Below are 23,162 nucleotides of genomic sequence, written 5' to 3'. Positions count from 1 at the left end.
TTTACTAACTTCATCATTTTATTGTTTTTTCATCCACCAACCATTTATTTAAATCCAAACCTCTTACTCTCGATAAAACCACGTAAATGTAGTCTCCTTGGTGCTTGATAAATCTTACTTACATTTTCCGTCCAAGTTTCGGAGCGTTTTCCAGTTGATCTTGTTTCATAATAATTTTTCATTACTTCATTATATTCTTCAATATATTTCTCTTGATTTTCAGTTTGATATATTTCTTCATGTAAAATCGCCTGTAACGGCAATCGAGGCTTTTGTTCAGGTATATTTTTCATATCTGGATACCCTAAACACATTCCAAAAACTGGATATACATAGTCAGGCAATTGGAGCAATTCACTAACTTCTTTACTGTTATTTCTAATACCTCCGATAAATACACCACCAATGCCGCACGATTCTGCTGCAAGCAAAACATTTTGAGCAACTAACGCAGCATCGATCGTTGCAACAAGTAACGGTTCAACCGTATCAAAATTTGTCTCTGTATTTTCCATTTTTGCTGCAAGTGATAGTCTATAAAAATCACCGCAAAAAACGAGAAAAACAGGACAATTAATAACATGTTGTTGATTTCCGCACAACTCTGCCAATTTTTCCTTACGGGCTTGATCCTTTACTTTTATAATTGAATATGCCTGCACATTACTTGAAGTTGATGCCCATTGCGCTGCTCCTATAATCTGCTCAAGGACATCATTTGGGATTTCTTTTTTCAAATAATGTCGAATTGACCGGTGGTTTGACATTGTTTTTAAAACCTCATTCATCATCATCACTCCATTCGTTTTTTTCAATAAGTATACAATGAAAAAAGAAAAGTTCAAACATTAGCAGTTTGAACTTTGTCCCTTCATTTAATATTAATATATTAAGATATGAAAAATGAATTGCCCTCCTTCTTACTTTTTACTACATCTCTCTTTTTTCAATGAAACTAGCAAAATTAGCTGCTTTTTCGATTTTGAAAAGCTGTTAATGTTGTTAATCTGTGTGCACGAACAACTTTTTCAATTTCATCCCGAGGCGCATTTTCTTTAAAAAGTCTTAATATCGTAGCATGTTCTTCAATTGATTCGCGTGCCCGTTGAGGTACAAAAGTAAAAATAGAACGGCGAATCCGATCCAAGCGCTGTTGGGATTGACGAATTTGATCAATCAAAAATTCATTCCCGCACTTCTCTAATATTATCGTGTGGAAACTGCGATTTAATTGACTAAATTTCTCAAATTCGAAATTTTCCACAGCTTCCGCCATTTGCTTGTTTAATTGTTCTAATTGTGCAAGTTCTTCGGATGTAAGTCGTCCTACACTTAAAGAAGCTGCATACCCATCTAAAATGGCAATAACGGATAATACTTCAATATATTCGGTTTCATTTATCGCACTGACGATCGCACCGCTATATGGTTTGTAAACAATTAAACCATCTGATTCAAGATTGCGGATCGCCTCACGAATTGGAATTGTACTCGTACCAAGCTCTTTTGCAACTTGGTCTATTACAATCCGTTGCCCCGGCACATACACACCTTCCAAAATCTTTGTACGCAAATACTCATAGGCATATTGTGACTTGCTCATTGTAGAAATTTGATTTTTTTCCATAGTTTAATCATATATAACACCATATATGAAATCAAGTGAAGTTTTTTCTATTTTTCATTTAAATCTCTTATGGATATTATTATGTTTATATGTGCCAGCTTCGCTAAATTCTACGAGCTCCATCGATATAGCTAAATACCTTTTTGCAAATAGTTCGGCAAAATGTTCCTTAATCACCTCAAAAAGCTCATCACAAGTGCTTTTTTTATCTTGTTCACTGCGGCCGGCACCAATTTTTAATGTAACGTGAACAAAAGCATCATCTTCTTTTCCATCAGCTACGCGATAATCTTGAAGTTCAATCGCTCTTGATCGCAAACCTCCGATTGGAAATAATGGGCTCTTAGATATGATAACTTCATGAATTTTTTCAAGAAGTACAGGAATATTTGCTTCTTTTTTTATATTATTTGTATATTCAACGATGATATGTGGCATGATATTTCACCTTCCGTTTTGACCTAGATCATTGGTTTAGCAACAATGGTATTGACTAATCGGCCAATTTGTTCAATTTCAGTCACAACTTCATCACCAACTTCTACATTTACGGCACCAACAGGTGTTCCTGTTAAAATGATGTCTCCTTTATTTAGCGTCATGAAGCTCGTCAAATATTCAATAAGAAACGGGATGTTAAATATCATATCTTTTGTATTGCCCTCTTGCGTCAATTGACCATTTACATATGTTCGTAAAGTTAAATTCATCGGATCATCAATGTCTTTAGCATCCACAAGCCACGGTCCGATTGGTGTACATGTATCGCGATTTTTTACTCGCAAATTCGGACGGTAATAATTTTCTAAATAATCGCGAATAGCATAGTCATTAGCTACCGTATAGCCTGCCACATAATGATACGCATCTTCTTGCTTTACTTTTCTTGCCTGTTTTCCAATTACAACAGCAAGTTCGCACTCGTAATGCATAAACGTTGCATCGTGAGGCCGGAATGTTTGTCCACGATGACCAATAAATGTATTAGGCCCCTTTAAAAATACAAGAGGTTCCGTTGGAGCTTTGAAAGCAAGTTCTGCGGCATGATCCGCATAATTCAATCCAAGGGCAAAGACAGTGCGCACTTGGACTGGCGGCAGCCAGACTACTTCTTCCTCCCCAACAATCCGGCCATCATCTAGCTTAATTCGCCCTTCAAATTCAACCGCATCATGGATGGCCCCAGAATATGCAACCCTAGCTTTTTTCATTTCAAAACACCTCCTGCCAGCTCTTCTTCATATACAACAATATTTTCCAAACTACCAATGCCCTCTATTTCGATTCGCACTTGATCTCCTGCCTTCGCTAGAGGAGGGTTCTCCGGCACGCCGACAAGGAGTACATCCCCTTCATCTAAAGACATAAATTCAGTTACATCCGCAACTAATTGAGAAACAGAGCGAATTAAATTGGCTGTAGTATTTTTCTGTTTCAATTCACCATTAATATAAACACGTATTTCCAATGCATCCGGATTTAAAACGGCATCTCGCTCAATAACCCATGGACCTACTGGACAAAAACCGTCACGGCACTTTTGACTAATGGCTGGGCGATACACGCTCTCATGAGGGATGCTGACGTCATTTGCGATCGTATACCCAGCTATATAATTGAAAACCTCCTCTTTCCGCACTTGGGTTGCTTTACGGCCAATGACAATTCCTAACGACGCACCAATTTCTAATTCTTCAACACCTTCTGGAAGCGGGATTGCCATTTTATTCCCTATCATAGTATTTGCTGGTTTTATATATAGAATCGGTGCTTTAGGTGGTTGTTTATATGGGTCTTTATTCAAAGCATCACTTAGCTTTTCTAATACACCTTTATAATTTAATAGAGTTCCATAAATTGTTCCAGAAACAGGAGGATCCAACTTTAACTCTTGGAAACTTTGTTTTTTTCCATTTCTAATGATCATCTGTTCTGTATTATCAATGAGGACGGTCTCTTCTTGTAACATTCCGCTTATTTTTATTTTTCCACTATGCAATGATTTCACCTCATCTCGCCTAATTACGATTGAATACAACTAATTTCATTTCTGTCATTTCTTCCACTGCATATTTAATACCTTCACGACCAACTCCGCTTTCTTTCACGCCTCCATATGGCATATGGTCGACACGGAAAGTTGGAATGTCATTGATCATAACTCCGCCGACATGCAATTTCTCCGCTGCATTTAGTGCAGTATTTACATCATTCGTATAAATTCCTGCCTGCAGGCCGTACCGGGAATCATTTACAAATTCAATTGCTTCATCGACGGACTTCACTTTATTAATTAAAACAATTGGAGCAAATACTTCTTGGCATGAAACTTTTAACGCTTTATCAGCATTCAAAAGAACAGTTGGAACGAGTACATTTCCTTCTGCATTTCCGCCTGTTGCAACGATCGCTCCATGTTGTTTTGCTTCTTCGATCCATGAAAGGGTGCGTTCAACATCCCCCTTTGTAATCAATGCGGAAACATCTGTTTGTGGATCAAGCGGATCTCCTGTTTTTAATTTTTTCGTTTCAGCCACAAATTTTTCTACAAAAGCATCGTATAAATTTTCATGAACATAAACGCGTTGCAAAGAAATACAAACTTGACCTTGGTTTGAAAAAGCTCCTTTAATGGAACGTGGAATGACTTTATTAAGATCAACACCATCATCAACAATAAGTGCTGCATTTGAACCAAGTTCCAGCGTTACCCGTTTTAACCCAGCTTTATTCCGAATGCCGATTCCTACTTCTGGGCTTCCAGTAAATGTGATGACTTTAATACGATCATCAGTTACTAATTTTTCACCTACAACTCTCCCGCTTCCTGTCACAACATTTAGTGCACCTTTCGGAAGACCAGCTTCTTCAAGCAGTTCAGCTATAAAGAAAGCAGACAATGGCGTTTGTGAAGCAGGCTTTAAAACAATTGTGTTGCCTGCGGCAATAGCAGGGCCTAACTTGTGAGCAACTAGATTCATAGGAAAATTAAATGGGGTGATAGCACCGATGATCCCAAGCGGTTCACGAACAGTATAAGCAATTCTATTTTCGCCGCCTGGAGCTGCATCAAGTGGAAGTGTTTCCCCATGGATGCGCTTTGCTTCTTCTGCTGCAAATTTGTATGTTTGAATGGTCCGTAAAACTTCTTCTCTAGCAGTTGTGATCGGTTTTGCTGCTTCTAAAGCTATAATTCTCGCTGCTTCATCTACACGTGATTCGAGGAGGCGAACTAATTTTTCAAGGATGCCAGCACGCTGGTGGGCCGGCATTTTTCTCATTGTTTCCCTTGCACGGTCTGCTGCGTCAATGGCTTGATTTACTTCTTCTTCTGTTGCTTGAGGAATTTCAGCTATAATTTCTTCAGAATAAGGCGACTTTAACTCTGTATAAGATTTTGCTTCAATCCATTCTCCATTTATATATAGCTTCTTTTTTAATGCCATCATGAATCTCTCCTTTTATAAAAATATAAGCGATTACAAATTCTATAATAAATCATATACCAAATCATATATGATTTCAAGCGGAATTCAAGAACATTCTGAATATAATAAACAGACGCCGAAAAAGAGTTTATCAAAAGCTTTAAAAGTTCAAGATCTATGTGAATATTTAATCGGTACTTGTATTTCTGTTAAAAAAGTATTTTCATCTTTTGATAAAAATTGATCAACGATTGCACGTTCAATAAAATCACCTTTAATCTCATAGTTGTTTTCTTTAAGAAAGTTCATTAAAACTTTATAATAAGTCGGCGCTTCGCTTCGCACTCCCCGATAGTAAATGGTAGCATAATACCCTTCTGGAAAATTCGTACTAATCTTTTGTAACAATTCTTGTTCTTCGACTTCCTCTAAGAGCAAAAAAATCGAATTATATTCTTTGAAATTATTTTCCATCACCTGCGTAATCGTTCGGGTAAATCCAACTTTTCCTAAAAAAATAGGAGTTATTTCCTGAAATTCATTTTTTAATTTACGAAGGGCAAGCTCCAACTCTTGAGTACTTGCAATCTTTTCTTGCAATTGAACATGAATTCTTTTCGGGATATATTTAATTTCAGGAACGCCAATATTTTTTATCGTTTGACTCCCTTCGATTTCCCGAATTCTCCCTTCCAGCCGAACCTTGATTTTCTCCAATTCTTTTATTTTTGTTTCAATTGTTTCTCGATGCTTTTTTAATGTTTCCAATAATTCACCAATATTTTTGCTTTGAATTTGCTGTTTAATTTCTTTTAAAGGCACACCTAATGTTTTCAAATAATGGATAATATCTAATTGTTTGAATTGCTCAGATGAATAATAGCGATACCCAGTTTCTTCATTTACATAAATAGGTTTAAATAAATCAATTTCATCGTAATACCTCAAAGTCTTAATAGGAATATTGTGTAGTTTCGATAATTGTCCAATTGAAAATTTATCTTTCATTTGATCTCACCAATTTCTGCATCATAGTAACCATCGGGTTCTCTTCCATTGTATTTTAGTTTTCAAATCTTTTACAATTATTAAAATAGAATAGCCACTACAATAAAATTTTATTAAAAGGCTTCATTTCCTATGAAAGAAGGCTGACACCTAGCAGGGTCAGCCAAACAACGATTTTATTAAGCTTCTTTTTTCTCTAATTTTTTCACTGATTCAATCGGCAATAGCTCGCCAGTAATAATATCTTCAACAGGCACAGCTTCTGTTCTCCAACTTTCCGGTGGAACTTGACCCCAGAAAGTTGCACGCTGCGGATCATCTAAATGCCATTTAACTGGTTCCCAGTCAGGGTCATTGGTGAAATAGTCCCCTGTATATAATTCAATCCGGTTGCCATCGTGGTCACGCACGTAAACGAAAAATGCGTTAGACGTACCATGTCTTCCTGGTGAGCGTTCAATATGAGTGTGGTACCCTAATGCTGCAAGGTGATCGCATGCATCTAAAATTGCTTTTGCATCATCCATCCAAAATCCTGTATGGTGATAACGAGGGCCTTTTTCACTAATTAATGCCAAATCATGGACACTAGGTTTGCGGTGCATCCAAGCTGCCCAAATATGCTCGTTTTCTTCGTAACCGTTTACAGTATATTCCGAAGTTCTAAAACCTAAATGGTTGCTATACCAATCATATAACTCATCAATATTTGTAATTAAACAGTTGGCATGATCGATGCGTTTAACTTTTGAATTTCCTTGTAAATGGAATTTTTGCAGCATTCTTTCAGCTTTATCCATTTCATAAAAGAATTCGACAGGAATACCGCCTGGATCTTGAATTCTAAGCGCGCGTCCTTGACCTTTTTCTTCCCCTGGAGCAACCCATCTTTTCTTTGTCACACCTAATTCAGTAAATAATTGATCTAGTTCATCCAAATCTTCCTCACTGCTTACCCGATATGCTATATGTTTCAAGCTCGCTTGCTTCCCTTTAGTTAACACTAAGCAATGGTGATTGGCATCTTCAATGGCTCTTAAATAAATATGGTTTTCATCACTTTCCGTCTCAATAAAACCTAAACCTTTACAATAAAATTCTCTGGCACGATCTAAATCAGTAACAGTAATTTCTGCATGATGCAATCGAATAATGTCAAAATTTTTCCTTTTCATAGTTCCTTCCTCTCCTCACTAAAACAATATTTTATATAAATCTTTAAATATATTTTTCTTACTTTTAATATAAACTATCCGGTTACTGGAGAGTCAATACTCATTTTCAGAAATTTCTGTTATAATCACATAAAATCATATATTATTCTTATTGTAATCATATATTATTTCATATATAATTTAAACAATAAATTTAATTTAGTTCAGGAGGATTAAATATGGATGATCGTTTATTTCGAAATGCAATGGGAAAATTCGCAACAGGAGTAACAGTTATTACAACAAAAGTCGATGAACATATTCACGGAATGACAGCTAATGCCTTTATGTCAGTTTCATTGAATCCTAGATTAGTAGCCATTTCTATCAGTGAAAAAGCAAAGATGTTGGAAAAGATTAATAATTCCAAACGATTTGTGGTCAATATTTTATCAAACGAACAAAAAAATTTATCTATGCATTTTGCAGGTCAATTAATAGAAGGAGTTTCTGTCGAGTTTGAAACTATCGATGATATGCCAGTCATTAAAAATGCATTAGCAAATATCATATGCAATGTAAAATCTGCCTATGTAGAAGGTGATCATACGGTATTTATCGGTGAAGTGACAGAGCTTAAATTAACTGATGGGGAGCCATTGGCATTCTTTGAAGGCAAATACGGTAAAGTTGTTAAAGACTAATTTTTTAGGGGGATACCGATGTGGAAACCATTTTTATTGAGCATGCAAATTCCAAGTCGCAATTAAAAAAAGACAAACCATGTGTGTTAGCACTTGGATTTTTCGACGGAGTACACTTAGGTCACCAAAAGCTGATTCAAACGGCAAAAAAAATTGCTGAGGAAAAAGATGCAACTCTTGCTGTCATGACTTTTTATCCCCATCCAAGGCAAATAGTGAATAAGAAGAAGGCCCCGGTAAAATATTTAACCCCATTGCACATTAAACAAGAAATATTGAGAAATATGGGGGTGGAGAGGCTTTATGTCATCAAATTTGATTCAGATTTTGCACTTTTAAGTCCTGATGAATTTGTTAATCAATATATTTTACAATTAGGATGTATCCACATTGTAACCGGCTTTGACTACACATATGGATATAAAGGTTTAGGTAATACAGAAACGCTTTTGCAATCTGGAAAAGACCGATTTGGTGTAACAGTAGTCAATAAAATATCGTATAATAAAGAAAAAATTAGCTCAACGTTAATTAGAGAACTAGTTCAACAAGGACATTTGGAACAATTGCCAAAATATTTAGGAACCTATTATAAAGTATACGGTATCATTTATAGATCTTTATTATTAAATGATGGCAGACAAGAATTGATTGTAAAAATAGATAATGATGTCTTACTTCCAAAAGATGATCATTATCAAATCCAATTCACATGCAATAATCTATTTTATCATGGAACAATTGAAAAAATTATCAGAGGCGACAACTACAGTCTTCTTATCGTTTATATATATGAAGATTTTAATTTATCGGTTGGAAATGCGGTTTCAATTAAATGGATGAAAGCGTTGGGTGAAGAGAATGATATACTAGTCAAAAAGGAAAACGTTTTCGTTGGGTAATAAAAACACCTGGACTCATGCAGTCTAGGTGTTTTTTTGTTTAATTCACAATCCAATATATTAATTTTATGCTAACTAAAATTTTATTAATTGATGAATAGTATTGTAGTTATATTTCCGGAGTTGGCGGTTTTGGTGATTATCATTTTTTCGTCTACTTGGAGAAATATATGGAGGTAGGTGATGTAATTGAGCTTTCTGAAATACCTGTGCAGCATAGGTATGAATATATATAAAGCGTGTTCTTGAAAATCCAGAGCCAATAATAATCAACTTTAGTAATTACACATACGAAAATCAATATGGACTATTTCAGCTTAATTTAAGCATCGAACTTTATTAACTGAAAATGGGGTTACAACTATTAATAATTATTTATTGATTTGAAACAAGTTTTCTTTTGATTTTTCTAATATATCATTATTAGAATGTAATATTAGGGACTTTCCATAAAGGGCTATTTCCGGTTTTTAAATATCACTTACTCTCAATTCTTTAAAACTTATTTTATCAACATGTTAGGGGCTATCCAATTTCTGGACAGCCCCTAAACTTGCTAACTATTATTCATTAAACTAATTCTTTTTCTTCTTCTAAAACCATTTGATCTAAAAATCTCTTAACGAGCGCAATTTCAGCAGTCTTATCAGCGTTAGTGTACGTATCCATTGTTACACGGAATGAATCTACTAGATAGAAACGCTCATATAGTTCACCGCGGCCAGCTAGGTCTGATCCGATGAAGTCCCAAGCTAAGCGATTAACTTTAATCTTTTCAAGTGCAGATTTATTTCTTGCTTGATAGTATTTATCGATATATGGACGTAATGGACCTTGCATATCTTTTCTAGATGGTGTACATAAGAATCCACCGCCGCCGATCAATTGAATTAATTCGATTGATCTTGGAATCCATTTTGGCATACAACCCCTTAGAGCAGTTAATGGTCTAGCATCTGGTACTAAGACGCCATTAACACCGTTTTCCTTCGCGCCTTCAATGGCTGAAACAATAGCGGAACGTGTTAATTCTTTGTATTGCCAAATCTCACCAAGTTTTTCTTTAATATGATCGAAAGCGTTTACACCATTCATATCAGCAATCATGTGTCCGATACCAAACAAGAATTCTAATTTTGTAAGCGCTCTTGTCATTGCTTGGAATACGATATAAGCGCCCCAGTTTACTTCATCTGTAACAGCACGATATAATTCAGTATTTCCATCAATGAATACACGCTCTTTCGGAATGTGTGCATTATCAAAGATTACAATTGCATCTTGCTCATCAAAACGTGATGATAGTGGATAATCAAATGTATCACGTTTCTTGCTGAATGAATCACGGCAAATGAGCTTCATGCCCGGTTGATCCATTGGAACCGCAAACATTAATGCATATTTTGTATCTTCTGGACGAATCCCTTTTCCTGCTCTGGAAGGATAGATCGTCATTTCATCAGCGAATGGTGCTAATGTACCTAACATTCTGGCACCGCTTACAATAATGGAATCTTCTGTTTCACCAACTTTGTGTAACGCTAAGTCACCTTCCCCTTGCATTGCTTCAGGTACAGAACGGTCAACTTGTGGGTTAACGATACAGTGTGTTAAGCATAGGTCATTATCACGAATATATTTAAAGTAGTTTTCTAAGTTTTTAGCTTTTTCTTCTTCTCCGTATTTTCTCCATACGTCTGTTCTACTAGCATAGCATGCAAATGTAATATTTAAATAGTCTGGGCTGCGTCCCATAATTCCCGCAGAATATTCGGACCAAAGTTTTGACGCTTTATGAATTTTCCACAAATCTTCTTTCGTTTTCGGGAACATGAAAGCGGTTGCTACTTTTTCACCTTTTTCATTTTCAGTCAACATAATATCAGGATACTCGTATTGTAAATCATATAAATGAGCAACTGCTTCTGCAGCACCTTTTAATTCCGGATGTTCAGTAATATCGTCAATTCTTTCCCCATCCAAATAAATTTCACGGCGATCCTTTTTCAATTTCTCCAAGTATTGTTTTCCTGTACGTGCTGGCATGAAAACCTTCCTCCTTTTGATTTTCGATTTTTTAGATTATAAAAATTATTTATAATATTAATTATCTTCTGATTAATATCATATACGATTTTACATTGTTTTTCTACGACATTGAAGGACTAAAATGAAAATTTTTTTAGAACTTTTAGTACTATAATTAGTACTTTAGTGTCTTTTTTTCAATCAAACTTTAACTCTCCTTTTAACAGGAGGACTTGAAGTGTCAACCGCAAATGATAGCTAACATCTGGATCCCTTAAATCGACACCTAATACACTTTCTATTTTTTGAATTCGATATCTTAATCCAGTTTTTGAGAGCAGCAATTCTTCCATTGTCCGCTCAAGATTTCCCCCATTTTGTAGAAAAACATACAATGTCCTGACCAATTCAGGCCCCTTAACGCCATTATTGTTCATTAAAGGGCCTATAACCGACTTTGCTCTTTGGATTAAAGCTTGATCATCCTTCGTATGAATTAACATCCCAAGTATTCCGAGCTCTTCAAACGATACAACTTTACGTTGTAAATTTGTCATCTCTAAAGCGCTCAAAGCTTCTTTATAGTATTCAGATGCTTTCTCAATATCTTCACCTAGAGAACTAATTCCGATTTGAAATAAAGCTCCTTTATATTTTCCTGTTAAATACGAAGCAAATTCTTGACAAAATTGTAGAATACCATTTTTATAGTTATTTGGCTGTACAAATAAAACATTATTTCCAGCACGCTGCCCAATAATTACATTCATCTCATGTTGTTTAAAATATTGCAAAGTAGTTTCCAACATTTCTTCATGAAACACTAGTTCCTTTTTCAGACATTCATCTGGATATTGATATTTAAGGATCATCAAATAAAATGGAAGCTCCAGATCAATATTGATAAATCTTCCCCTTTTAAAAATTTCTTTTTTCGTTAAAAATTGGCCATTTAAAACTTGTTCTAAAAAATGGCCTTTCATACGTTCCATCGCTTCAAAACTAGTTTTTTCGTTTAATAAATGAAGTGCGGCAATAAAAGATAGGCGGTCTAAAACCATATAATCTAGATCAGAAAATGATTCCTCTTCACCTTTGTAAATAAAGGAACAATATCCAAAAATTTTCTTTTGAATCCTAATCGGTGTAAGTAGGCGAACATGGTGATTTGCTTTAATTTTTGTTACAGTTGAATAATCAAGAAAACCTTGGTTAATATTTTGATTTTGAATCCAATCTTTAAAATCTTCTTGTACAGTTAATAACTCCTGTTGTGACAATCCGCTGTATGCATAGTCTCTGAATTGAAGATCTTCAATGAGCATAGGAATATTTATAATTTCATAAACAACATCGCAAATATATTGCAAGTCACGTCCATTCACCAATTCTTGAGTAATCCGCTTACTAATTGCCGTTGCTTTTGACAAATTGTTTCTTTCTTGGAGAAGCGCTTCATAAGTTCTTTCTAGTTCTTTAACAATCGTAGGATTATCATAATATTTAACCTCTTCATCAGCTTCCCCAAACCAAGCATGGAGTGATTTTCCAATATACTTACAATGGCTCATTCCCATGCCCTTGCAAGCAACTTCTTTAAATATAACTTTATGGCCACAAATCGTAGAATAATAACCGCTTGCATAACCAAGAAGTGTATAGCAAATAGGCGTATGGGTAATTCCAAATTGACGAAGATGTTCTTCCGCTTCATAAGAATTAATCCATTCGCCTTCCACGAAAACCGTTTTTACTTTTTGGTTTATTTCATCCCATTCAATATCTGTTCGTATCGTATTAACCTTTGTATATCCTTTTTCCATATGCTGGATAGGACCTTGTTTTAATATCTCGCCTATCGAAGAAAACCGATTTGCTCTCAAAACTTTTTCAGCATCATATGCACCGAGATTCCAACCATACCTAAGCAAAAAGCCTTTCACTCTCTCAATGCCGATATTATCAATTAATTCTTTTCTTAACGTACCGAATACCGAGGAAGGAGTAAGCAAGATGCGTTCATTATCCATGAATATTGCTCCATCTGTCTTTTTATATTGAGCATAGTTTAACAAAAGATCTCCTCCTTTCGACTGTACTTAAATCGATAGTTTTTCATTTTTCACATCAATCTGTTGGGTTTTTGCGCGGTGGACAAGTGTAATATAAAATAAGATTCCCCCGATTTCACACGAAACGATTGCAATCCCCATCGGTAATGCGGTTTGACTTCCAGCAATACCTACAATTGGTGCAATGAGTCCTCCGATTGTAAATTGCATTAATCCTAATAATGCTGAAGCGCTCCCCGCTTTTCCACCTTGACTTTCCATCGCTAATGTAAAACAAGTTGTACTAACAATACCAACTGCAGATATGCAAACAAACAAACTTATAGCAACCGCAACAATTCCAGCTTCTGTTAAAATGGAAATTAGTAAAGAAATTCCACCAATTAGAGCATATCCAAGACCAAACACAAGTAATTTTGATTCACTGATTTTCCCAGCAAGTCTACCTGTAATTTGTGTGGCAGTCATCAAGCCAATTGCATTTAATCCAAAAAGAAAGCTATAAACTTGCGGAGACACTCCGAAAATGTCCTGATAAACAAATGATGAACCGGAAATATAAGCAAACATCGATGCAAAAATAAGACCTTGGGTAAGTGCGTAACCAATAAAAATTCGATGTCGAATTAAACTTAAAAACGTTGTAAACGTATTTTTTAAACCGCCTTTTAACCGTTTTTCTTTCCCCAACGTTTCAGATAAAGCAAACAATACTGCAAACAATAAAACAACGCCTAGAATAGAAAGGATAATAAAAATTCCATTCCATGGGATAAGAAGAAGCAGTTGTCCCCCGATAACCGGTGCTACAATTGGAGCGATCCCGACAACTAACATCATAATGGCATAAATTTTTGTCAATTGTGAACCTGAATAAAGATCACGCACACAAGCACGGGCAATGACTACACCACCTGCTCCTGCAAGCCCTTGGAGCAAACGGAAAAAAATGAACATCCAAATGGAAGTTGCAATTCCACAAAGGAATGATGCTATTGCATATATAATCATCGCTATCATTAGCGGCTTTTTTCTCCCATAAATATCACTAATCGGACCAAAAAACAACTGACCAAAAGCTAACCCTATTAATCCGGCTGTCAAACTAAGCTGCGTTTTCGATGGAATCGTCTTAAATTCTTCGGTTATGAACGGAAAAGATGGCAAATAAATATCTGTTGAAATAGGAGCGATTGCAGTCAATGTACCTAATAATAATAACAAACCGCCCCTTTTTAATAGATTTTGAAGCTTAGAACTGTTTTGTTCGACAATATCTTTCAAAATTCTCATTCCACCTTAAAGAGAGAAAGAAGCTATCATTTTATAGCTCCTCTCTAAATTCTTTCTTTTTACTTCATCAAATTCGGTAATACCGTAACTAAATCAGGGAAAATAACAAGAACGACAATACAAGCAATCATCGCTAACAACATTGGAATAATTCCTTTAAAAATCGTTTCAATTGGAACATGTGGAGCGACACCTTTTACATCATAAACACTGACACCTAGTGGTGGAGTCAATGCTCCAATATTTGTAATAATAACCATAATGACCCCAAACCAAATTCCATTAAATCCTAAATCCGTTACAATCGGATAAATGATCGGCAAGGTTAAAACAAGGATTGATAAACCATCAATAAAACACCCTAATAAAAACAAGGAAAATAAAATGAATATTAATATGAGGTACGGATTCAAGTCTAATGTACCTACATAACTTGTAATAGTAACGGGAATTCTGCTGACCGTTAAAAACTGGCTAAAAAGTGTGGCGCCAATTAAAATTAAAAAGATGTAGGCAGTTAGACGAACAGTTTCATTAAATGAAATTTTTAATTTGTTAAAATCAACTTTTCTAGTTATTAATGCAAATAACAGGGCACTGGATGCACCAATGGCAGCTGCTTCAGTCGGGGTAAATACTCCTAAATAAATCCCTCCAATACTAATACCAAATATGCAAAAGAATGGCCATATTTTTAGAAGTGACCTGACCTTAACTCCAAATGAAGCTTTTTCCTCTCTTACAGGAGCCAAGGATGGATCGCGGCGTACGAGAATATAGATTGTTAAGAAAAAAAGGATAATTTGGACAATCCCTGGAATAATACCAGCTATAAGGAGTTTACCGATCGGCTCCCTTGTTAAAATTCCATATAACACAAGAACAACACTTGGAGGTATTAAGACGCCTAAAGTACCGCCTGCGGCTACACATGCCGTCGATAATTTCGGTTTATAATTGTATTTTTCCATTTCGGGCAATGTAATTTTACCAACTGTCATCGTTGTTGCATTAAGGGAGCCTGAAATGGAAGAAAAAATGGCGGATGTACCAATCGTTGCCATTGCAAGGCCACCTTTTAAATGCCCCATCCAGCTATCGACCGCTTTATAAAGGTCGCCTCCTAAACCGGAATAGGATAAGATCATCCCCATAAGTATAAACAACGGAATTACGCTCAACGTATAGCTGCTCGCTGTGTCAAATGCGGTACGTCCTGATTGGATAATTGCAATATCTAAGCCTCTTATTAATGCAGTACCTACAAGGCCAACCATTAGCAGCGAAATTCCAACTGGTATTCTTAACATAAATAATACGATTAAAGCTGCAATTCCTAGTACACCAATCATTTCAGGACTCATTGCTATTCACCGCCTGTTGTGAAAAAGTGCTGTTTACTCTAAAATTTTCATCTTTAACCTTTGTACTTTTTAATATTTTCCGCGAGTTTTCGATCGCAAATAAAATAGCAATTAGTGAAAAAATAATTGTTCCGATTGCTGCTAAAATAGAGAATATATAAATAGGAAGATTTAAGTCACTTGAAACTGTACCCGATCTCATTAGTCGATCAGCATTTTGCCACAAACTATATGTGATAATTCCCATCACAGCGGCTATTAAAATATTAATTACAATATCAAATATGAGTTGAACTTTTTTTGAAAGTTTATCAACGACAAAATCAATGGTTATATGAACTTTTTGTAAATGAGCATAACCAATACTTAAAAACACGATCATACATAAAGCAATCTCGGTTACATCTACCGTCCCCTTGATTGGATGGTTAAAAAGCCAACGACCTAATACATCAAACGTAATTAATAACATCATGACTAATAAAATGATTTGGGCTACACTATGTAGCCCTTTTGTTAGGAGTTTAATAATTTTCCCCATTGGATGTACCACCACTTTCTGACAATTACTTTAATTCTGATTTCAATTCAACTGCACGGTCATAGATTTCTTGTGCAGGAAGCCCTTTCGCTTTCATATCTTCAACCCATTTTTTTGCAACTGATTCTAAAGCCTTTTGCCAAGGTGCCAAATTGTCGCCAGTTAATTCAATAATCTCTGCACCATTATTTTTGGCTAGCTCTAAACCAGTTTGACCGTCACGGTCGAAAATAGCCCCAGCTTTTTCAGACATAGGAATACCTGACAAACTATCAACTAATTGCTTATCACTATCAGAAAAACTGTCATAAGTTTGTTTATTCATAACTGCATAGAAAGGAGTAGCTGAAAAGTTACCAATCGTTACATATTTTACAATTTCATGGAAGTTGTAGTTCTTTAATGTTTCTAATGGAACCATTGCTGCATCAACGACACCTCTTTGCAACGCTTCATATACATCACCCATTGGCATTGATACAGCTGTTGCTCCTAATGCTTCTAAAATAGCACTTCCAGTTGGTGACGGTGTGCGCACGCGTAATCCTTTAAGATCTTCCGGCTTTTCAATACGATGTTTAACACTTAAAAGCTGAGCAGGTTCTGCAGTGAATATGAACAATGGATGGGTTTCTGAATGTTCTGCTTGAATTTCAGGAAACTCTTCATATAAAGTTTGAACAATTTTCGAACCATGAACTGCTGATTCCGCTAAAAACGGCAATTCTAGGACTGATACAGAAGGGAAACGACCTGGAGTATATCCATAAACGCTTAATGCAATATCAGCTTCACCTGTTACAGCCATATCATAGTGGGCACCAGCATCTCCAAGAGCGTTAGAAGGGTATAATTCTTGAGTAATTCTACCATTTGTTTTTTCATTCAATGTATTGCCAAACTCTTCAAATAATTCTGTTTGAATCGGATGGTTACCTGGCAAGAAATGAGAAATTATTAAATTGTGAGTTTTGCCAGTATCTTCGGAAGTACCTGAATCTTTATTTTCTGAAGTTTTTTGCGTACCTCCACAAGCAGACATTACTAATAGAAGCGCTAAAATTACGATCAATGCAACTTTGCTTTTCAAAATTTTGTTCATTTAATCTCCATCCTTTTCGTGAAATTCTTTCTAAGATCATTACTTAAATCAAAAAATTTGAAAACGTTATCATTCTAACCTATAATTGCGATAGTTAAGAAAATGCCATATATTCTGAATATTAAACTTGCAATTACATAAATTAATTCTTTTTGTTCCTCATTTGCTTTTGAAAAGCAATGATTGTATTAATACGATGCTGTCGTACCTCTTCTTCAATTTTCGATAAAGGGGCATTTTCTTTAAACAGCTGAATGATCAGTTGATGCTCTTCAATAGACTGACGTGCCCGTTCCGGCAATAGAGTAAAAATTGAACGGCGAATTCGGTCTAAACGTTGTTGTGTACGCTCAATTTCATCTAACAAAAAGTTATTGCCGCATTTTTCAAAAATAATCGTGTGAAATTTGCGATTGAGTTGGTTAAACTTTTCAAATTCAAATTGTTTCAATGCTTGATGCATTTGTTCATTTAATTTCATTAATTCATTTAAATTTTTTTCTGTTAATTTGCGGGCACTTAAAGCTGAAGCATAACCTTCTAAAACAGAAATAACCGACAAAATTTCAATATATTCTGTTTCATTTATAGCGCTTACAACTGCGCCGCTATAGGCCTTGTACTCTATTAAACCATCTGACTCAAGATTTCGGATCGCTTCCCGAATTGGTATTGTACTCGTTCCAATTTCTTTGGCAATTTGATCAATAATGATCCGCTGGCCTGGCACAAAATCCCCATCTAGTATTTTTGTGCTTATATACTCATAAGCATACTGTGTTTTACTAATTGTTGTCTTTGGTAACTTCTTTACATTACTGTTTTTTTTCACCATCTATTCCTCAATAACAGGCTTTTCACCTCCAACAATAGATTGGTATTCGTTACTTAAATCATATACTAAATCATATATGATTACAACACTTTTTTATACATTTTTTTGTAGAAAACTTTTAATATTTAACACTTTGTTTTTAGTGTAAACAATAGTTTAAACAAGGTTAGAGAGAAATTTCTCTCCAACCTTATATTGCTATTACTTTCCAAATTGCGGGATATGATGATCTCCAATCGCAACATGGATGACTTTTGGTTCTGTATAAAATTCAAAAGCATAGTGACCGCCTTCGCGACCAAGGCCACTGTCTTTCATACCTCCGAAAGGAATGCGAAGATCGCGGACATTTTGTGCATTAATCCAAATCATACCTGCTTCAATTTGGTTTGCAACACGATGTGCTCGCTTAATGTCGTTTGTCCATACAAATCCTGCAAGACCGTATCTAACATCATTAGCCGCTTTAATCACTTCTTCTTCATCTTCAAATTCGATTACGGCCATGACTGGTCCAAAGATTTCTTCCTGACAAACTCTCATATCGTTTTTAGCGTTTAATAACAAAGTTGGCGGTACAAAATTTCCAGCCTTAAAATCTTCCGGTACAGTTCCTTGTACGACTTCACAACCTTCTTCTTTCGCAAGTTCAATATAACCTTTCACTTTGTTAAAGTGACCTTTTTCAATTAATGGACCAAGCTGGGTTGAAGAATCCATTGGGTCGCCGATTTTAATCTTTTGTACTCGTTCTTTTAAGGCTGCAACAAACTTATCTTTAATGTTCTTGTGAAGAAATACACGGGAATTAGATGTACAACGCTCACCATTAAATGAGAAAATTCCCCAAATTGCTGCATCTAGTGCACGATCAAGATCTGCATCTTCAAAAACGATTAGAGGAGACTTACCTCCTAATTCCATAGATGTTTTCTTTAATGTATCTGCAGCATTTTTAATAATAATGGAACCTGTTGTTGTCTCACCTGTAAATGAAACACCCTTTACATCTGGATGAGCTACAAGAGCTGCACCAGCCGTTTCACCGAATCCGTGGACAACATTAAACACACCTTTAGGTAAGCCTGCTTTATCAATAATTTCAGCAAGCTTGTTTGCTGTTAGTGGTGATAACTCAGCCGGCTTTAAAATGACTGTATTACCAGTTGCAAGAGCTGGTGCAACTTTCCATGTTTCTAACATAAACGGTGCATTCCACGGAGTAATTAATCCGACAACTCCTAATGGTTTATATAATGTATAGTTAATAAATTCGTCATCTACAGGAAACAGTTCATTATGTTTTGTCTCTACCATTTTCGCATAGAAACGGAAATTTTCAGCTGCTCTGGCTGCTTGATTTCTAGTTTGGCTGATAGGAAGCCCTGTATCTAAAGATTCTAAAAAAGCGATTTCATCATTTGCTTCATCAATTAAATCAGCAATTTTATAAATATATTTTACACGTTCTTTTAGTTTCATCTTGGACCAAGGTCCATTTTCAAAGGCTTCTTTAGCAGCGGCAATCGCTTTATTCATATCCTCTTTACGGCCTTCTGCGATATGGTTGATGACCGTATTTGTAAAAGGATTTATATTTTCGAAAGTAGCACCTGATTCAGCATCTACAAACTCACCATTAATAAACAATTGAATATCTTCCAATTGTTTATGCTTAAACTCTACATTTGAAGCAACTGTTTGACTTTTCATCCTTTTCACATCCCTTTTTCGTCCAATTTTCAAATCTTTCAATCGGACCTAAAATTTTATTTTGTTGCCGCATGATCTGGAAGTTGTACATGTTTTGATAAAACTCTACGGATTTTTTCTTGCAATTCAGGTGTTGGAAGATCCATAGGTCTACGTAAAACTGGTTTCGCTTTACCCATCAATCCTAATGCAACTTTTAATGGAGCTGGGTTCGTATCTTCAAACAATACATCATTTAATTCCATCAATTCAAAATGGTGGTCTAATGCAGCTTGAATATTGCCAGAAACCCAATCATTGTATAATTGAGCAACTTCTTTTGGACATACGTTTGCAGTTGCACTAATATGACCAGCTCCACCAATAGCTAACATTGGATAACATAGCAATTCAATACCTGAATACAAATTAAAGTCTCTTCCACATTTTAACAACACACGATTAACATGTTCGAAATCTTTGTTTGATTCTTTAACCCCAATGATTTGAGGAACGTCTCTAACAAGGGCAGCTAATGTATCAACATGGAGATTCACTGCTGTTCTTCCAGGGATATTGTAAACAATGATCGGAATATCAACTGTTTCCGCAATTGATTTGTAATGTTTGTAAAGTGCATGTTGTGAAGGTTTATTGTAATATGGAACGATAATTAATGCTGCATCTGCACCAAGTTCTTTTGCTTTTTTCGTCAAATATATAGTTTCATCATAATTTGTAGATCCTGTTCCTGGAACGAACGGAACTCTTCCATTTATAACTCTTGCAGCATTTTCCATTACTTTTACGCGCTCTTCAGTTGTTAATGATGCAGGTTCCCCAGTTGTTCCACATACAGAAATCGCATGGCTACCGCTTTCAATATGCCAGTTTATTAATTTCTCTTGTGTTTCAAAATCGATTGAGTAGTCTTCATGAAAAGGTGTAATAATAGGTGCAATAGAACCTCTTAATCTTTTTTTCACTTCTGAATACATGAATAATTCCATCCTTTCTATTCAAATAATTAATTTATTAAAATTTATTAATAGTTTCATAATTGAATCATATACCAAATCATATATGATTTCAATACTTTTTTATAAAATCGTATATGATTATTTTTTGAATTTTATAAAAAAAGCCAATGGCCGCTAAATTAGTTATGCCATTGGCTAAAAATACCTATTAATCTTGTTTTTCCAAAATCATAACAGAAGAAACAGCACTTACCACCTTTTTTTCATTTTGAATGACATCTGCAACAAGATATGCAACCCTTTTTCCCATTCTTTCTACCCTTGCTTCAACTTCGATTTCGCCAATTGTCGCCGGCCTATGAAAGGTCGTATGTAAATCGATTGTTGTAAACACTAAGCCTTTACTCAATTTTGAAGCGATCGCATAAGCCATCATTGTATCAGCTGCAGCAGCAAGGTACCCTCCCATCACAACACCATTTCCGTTAATAAATTTTTCATCTACCTTCCAAACTCCTCTAGCAACACCATTTTCAGCAACGGTTGGTGTCAGCTGCAATGTTATATCACAATTTGGCGGTATTTTTCCTTTTGTTGCTACCTCAACTAAATCTTGTGGCTGGAATATTTTCACTTATAACGCCTCCTAATGTTTATAAATTTTCGAATAATATGTATATTATATTGTTTTTTAATTTTTATTTCCTTTATTTTAAATTTTTTTCTACGAATACACAAAATAGTGCTAGAGAAAATACCCCTTCGTTTTTAGTCTTAATTCTCGTAGGAATCGGAAAATTAGATCGCTTTTTGTAGAAATATTCGTAATCTATTTTTTGAGTAAAATTTATGTTGCAAGATAGTTTAATAATATTATAAAAAAATTACTTTTTTTTGAAAAATTTAAGGTCTTATTATGTTAGAAATTCACAATGTAACGTATCACAAATGAAAAACTTTAAAAAAAGAGTGATGGAAAATTTCTTAGGTATTGGTTTACTTCCTTTCACTTGTTCAGCCCCAGTAGGAGCACAAGCGTGATAAAGCACAAGTCACGTCCACAAAAAGCGTCCACCCGCTGTAAAACTTTAAATGAAATATTACAGATCCATATTTATGATACAGCACTATTTTATAAATATAGTACAGAATCTTGCTCTTTTATTTGTACAAGTAATAATTTTCCGAAAATATAGCATTTTTTTAAAATACAAAGATAATAATTTGTAAGGTGTTATATAAAAACATCCTTTATAATGAGGAGGTGTTATATATCAATAAAGTAAAGGGGAGCTGAGGAATGGAAAACATGGGGACTATTACAGAAGTAAAGGTAAAAATGTCGGACCCAACCGCACTTGGTGTTTTTGGTCTGGCAATAGTAACATTAGTAGCCGCTTCACAGAAAATGGGATGGACGACAGGTGTGGAATACGTTCTTCCTTGGGCGATTTTTTTAGGGTCGCTAGCACAAATTTGGGCATCAATTATTGATTTTAAAAACAATAATTATTTCGGTGCAATTGCTTTAGGAATTTACGGATTGTTTTGGATGGGCGTTGCCGCTCACTGGGCAATTAGTTTAGGATGGATTGGTGAATTAAGTCCAGCTGCAGATCCACGCCAATTAGCTGTTGCATTTTTCGGTTATATGATTTTTTCTCTTTTTATAATGGTTGCTGCATTTGAAATACACACTGTAATGGCTGCAATTTTAGTTCTAATCAATATTTTATTCTTCTCATTAGGAATGGCAACACTAGGCATTAATCATGAATTATTCGCTACGATTGCTGCATATACAGAATTTTTAATCTCTTTATTAGGCTTCTACCTATGTGGAGCAACATTCTTAAATAACTTCTTTGGCAGAACAGTCCTTTCTCTTGGAAAACCGTTAGGACTTATTGCAAAAGGACCTATTGAAGTGAAAAACAAAAAGGCAATAAAAGTTGCAGAAAATATGTAATTATCAAAAATAAGGTGAAGCTTGTCTAAAAAAGTACAAAAAAAACCAGGGAATTGAGAAAACAGTGAGTTCTCCAATTCCCTGTTTCTCTTTTTTAGCGGAGCCCCACCACTTCAGAAAATTGTTGTCTATTACCACAATTCAGAATTCTGTTTGGATGTTTTAAAGTCCTCTAAACAGAGATTAAGTGAACAACAAATTGCCTTTTCTTTACAACTTTTCTATTATCATACACACTGCCTGATCGAAATAGAAAATGAGTTTCCATATCTAAAAAAGTGATGTGTTACTTTATATGCAACCATTTATACTTTTTGCTCAGAATTAAATCTTTATTGCACAACACTTGAATCACTTTGTTATTATTTAAGAAAATCTATAAAAAAACTCCTCACAAACGCGATTAGAACGCAGTTTTGAGGAGCTTACTTTTGCACCGTAAAATACGGGACAAAGGTACATT

At 35.2% G+C, this 23,162-nt stretch carries 21 protein-coding genes; 3 read left to right on the top strand and 18 right to left on the bottom strand.

From position 1 onward, the window contains the following. Positions 1-44 precede the first annotated feature (44 nt). The 8 genes from nfsA to hpaD all read right to left on the bottom strand — a co-directional run bounded on the left by nfsA (position 45) and on the right by hpaD (position 7,238). Positions 45-788, bottom strand: coding sequence for an oxygen-insensitive NADPH nitroreductase (gene nfsA / locus HR057_RS02365; protein ID WP_173729803.1), 744 nt, complete (start codon positions 786-788; stop codon positions 45-47). Between the two features lie 176 nt (positions 789-964). Continuing rightward, entirely contained in the window at positions 965-1,627 is a 663-nt protein-coding gene (locus tag HR057_RS02360; protein WP_173729802.1) for a GntR family transcriptional regulator, read from the bottom strand. Positions 1,628-1,681: 54 nt separating this feature from the next. Beyond that, on the bottom strand, positions 1,682-2,065 hold the full coding sequence (locus tag HR057_RS02355; RefSeq protein ID WP_173729801.1) for a 5-carboxymethyl-2-hydroxymuconate Delta-isomerase: 384 nt from the start codon (positions 2,063-2,065) through the stop codon (positions 1,682-1,684). 23 nt (positions 2,066-2,088) lie between these two features. Then, entirely contained in the window at positions 2,089-2,838 is a 750-nt protein-coding gene (locus tag HR057_RS02350; protein ID WP_173729800.1) for a fumarylacetoacetate hydrolase family protein, read from the bottom strand. Further along, positions 2,835-3,626, bottom strand: a complete 792-nt coding sequence (locus tag HR057_RS02345) for a fumarylacetoacetate hydrolase family protein (protein ID WP_230474326.1) — start codon at positions 3,624-3,626, stop codon at positions 2,835-2,837. The genes HR057_RS02350 and HR057_RS02345 overlap by 4 nt, the downstream gene beginning before the upstream one ends. 19 nt (positions 3,627-3,645) lie before the next feature. Continuing rightward, positions 3,646-5,073: an aldehyde dehydrogenase family protein gene (locus HR057_RS02340; protein WP_173729799.1), complete on the bottom strand. Its 1,428-nt coding sequence runs from the start codon at positions 5,071-5,073 to the stop codon at positions 3,646-3,648. A 150-nt stretch (positions 5,074-5,223) separates the two neighbouring features. Beyond that, positions 5,224-6,063 (bottom strand): MerR family transcriptional regulator, encoded by an 840-nt coding sequence (locus HR057_RS02335; protein WP_173729798.1) that lies wholly within the window; start codon positions 6,061-6,063, stop codon positions 5,224-5,226. Positions 6,064-6,242: 179 nt separating this feature from the next. Further along, positions 6,243-7,238 carry a 3,4-dihydroxyphenylacetate 2,3-dioxygenase gene (hpaD, locus tag HR057_RS02330; protein WP_173729797.1) on the bottom strand — a complete coding sequence of 332 codons (996 nt, stop codon included), beginning with the start codon at positions 7,236-7,238 and terminating at the stop codon, positions 6,243-6,245. Positions 7,239-7,456: 218 nt separating this feature from the next. Here hpaD and HR057_RS02325 point away from each other — a divergent pair, with 218 nt between their 5' ends. Then, positions 7,457-7,921 (top strand): flavin reductase family protein, encoded by a 465-nt coding sequence (locus HR057_RS02325; protein ID WP_173729796.1) that lies wholly within the window; start codon positions 7,457-7,459, stop codon positions 7,919-7,921. A gap of 20 nt (positions 7,922-7,941) precedes the next feature. Continuing rightward, a complete protein-coding gene (locus tag HR057_RS02320) occupies positions 7,942-8,823 on the top strand; it encodes an adenylyltransferase/cytidyltransferase family protein (protein ID WP_173729795.1) in 882 nt (293 codons plus the stop codon). A gap of 570 nt (positions 8,824-9,393) precedes the next feature. On the opposite strand, the gene HR057_RS02315 is transcribed toward HR057_RS02320, so the two are convergent. The 10 genes from HR057_RS02315 to HR057_RS02270 form a co-directional block, all read right to left on the bottom strand. After that, entirely contained in the window at positions 9,394-10,869 is a 1,476-nt protein-coding gene (locus tag HR057_RS02315) for a 4-hydroxyphenylacetate 3-hydroxylase family protein (protein ID WP_173729794.1), read from the bottom strand. A 179-nt stretch (positions 10,870-11,048) separates the two neighbouring features. Continuing rightward, positions 11,049-12,926, bottom strand: a complete 1,878-nt coding sequence (locus tag HR057_RS02310) for a XylR N-terminal domain-containing protein (protein ID WP_173729793.1) — start codon at positions 12,924-12,926, stop codon at positions 11,049-11,051. A 24-nt stretch (positions 12,927-12,950) separates the two neighbouring features. After that, positions 12,951-14,147, bottom strand: coding sequence for a multidrug effflux MFS transporter (locus HR057_RS02305; RefSeq protein ID WP_173729987.1), 1,197 nt, complete (start codon positions 14,145-14,147; stop codon positions 12,951-12,953). Positions 14,148-14,275: 128 nt separating this feature from the next. After that, positions 14,276-15,580, bottom strand: coding sequence for a TRAP transporter large permease (locus tag HR057_RS02300; RefSeq protein WP_173729792.1), 1,305 nt, complete (start codon positions 15,578-15,580; stop codon positions 14,276-14,278). Then, complete coding sequence (locus HR057_RS02295) at positions 15,570-16,121, bottom strand: TRAP transporter small permease (RefSeq protein ID WP_173729791.1); 552 nt, start codon at positions 16,119-16,121, stop codon at positions 15,570-15,572. The genes HR057_RS02300 and HR057_RS02295 overlap by 11 nt, the downstream gene beginning before the upstream one ends. A 25-nt stretch (positions 16,122-16,146) precedes the next feature. Next, positions 16,147-17,223 (bottom strand): TRAP transporter substrate-binding protein, encoded by a 1,077-nt coding sequence (locus HR057_RS02290; RefSeq protein WP_173729790.1) that lies wholly within the window; start codon positions 17,221-17,223, stop codon positions 16,147-16,149. A gap of 142 nt (positions 17,224-17,365) precedes the next feature. Beyond that, a complete protein-coding gene (locus HR057_RS02285) occupies positions 17,366-18,055 on the bottom strand; it encodes a GntR family transcriptional regulator (protein ID WP_329955817.1) in 690 nt (229 codons plus the stop codon). Between the two features lie 204 nt (positions 18,056-18,259). After that, on the bottom strand, positions 18,260-19,771 hold the full coding sequence (gene hpaE / locus HR057_RS02280) for a 5-carboxymethyl-2-hydroxymuconate semialdehyde dehydrogenase (RefSeq protein WP_173729788.1): 1,512 nt from the start codon (positions 19,769-19,771) through the stop codon (positions 18,260-18,262). A 56-nt stretch (positions 19,772-19,827) separates the two neighbouring features. Continuing rightward, positions 19,828-20,748: a 2,4-dihydroxyhept-2-ene-1,7-dioic acid aldolase gene (gene hpaI / locus HR057_RS02275; protein WP_173729787.1), complete on the bottom strand. Its 921-nt coding sequence runs from the start codon at positions 20,746-20,748 to the stop codon at positions 19,828-19,830. Positions 20,749-20,938: 190 nt separating this feature from the next. Beyond that, positions 20,939-21,364, bottom strand: coding sequence for a PaaI family thioesterase (locus HR057_RS02270; RefSeq protein WP_173729786.1), 426 nt, complete (start codon positions 21,362-21,364; stop codon positions 20,939-20,941). A gap of 666 nt (positions 21,365-22,030) precedes the next feature. Here HR057_RS02270 and HR057_RS02265 point away from each other — a divergent pair. Further along, positions 22,031-22,699 carry an acetate uptake transporter gene (locus HR057_RS02265; RefSeq protein WP_173729785.1) on the top strand — a complete coding sequence of 223 codons (669 nt, stop codon included), beginning with the start codon at positions 22,031-22,033 and terminating at the stop codon, positions 22,697-22,699. The last annotated feature ends 463 nt before the right edge of the window (positions 22,700-23,162 follow it).

The sequence above is a fragment of the Calidifontibacillus erzurumensis genome (assembly GCF_013303125.1).
Taxonomy (GTDB): domain Bacteria; phylum Bacillota; class Bacilli; order Bacillales; family Bacillaceae_J; genus Calidifontibacillus; species Calidifontibacillus erzurumensis.
This window is presented reverse-complemented; position numbering and strand designations above follow the sequence as displayed.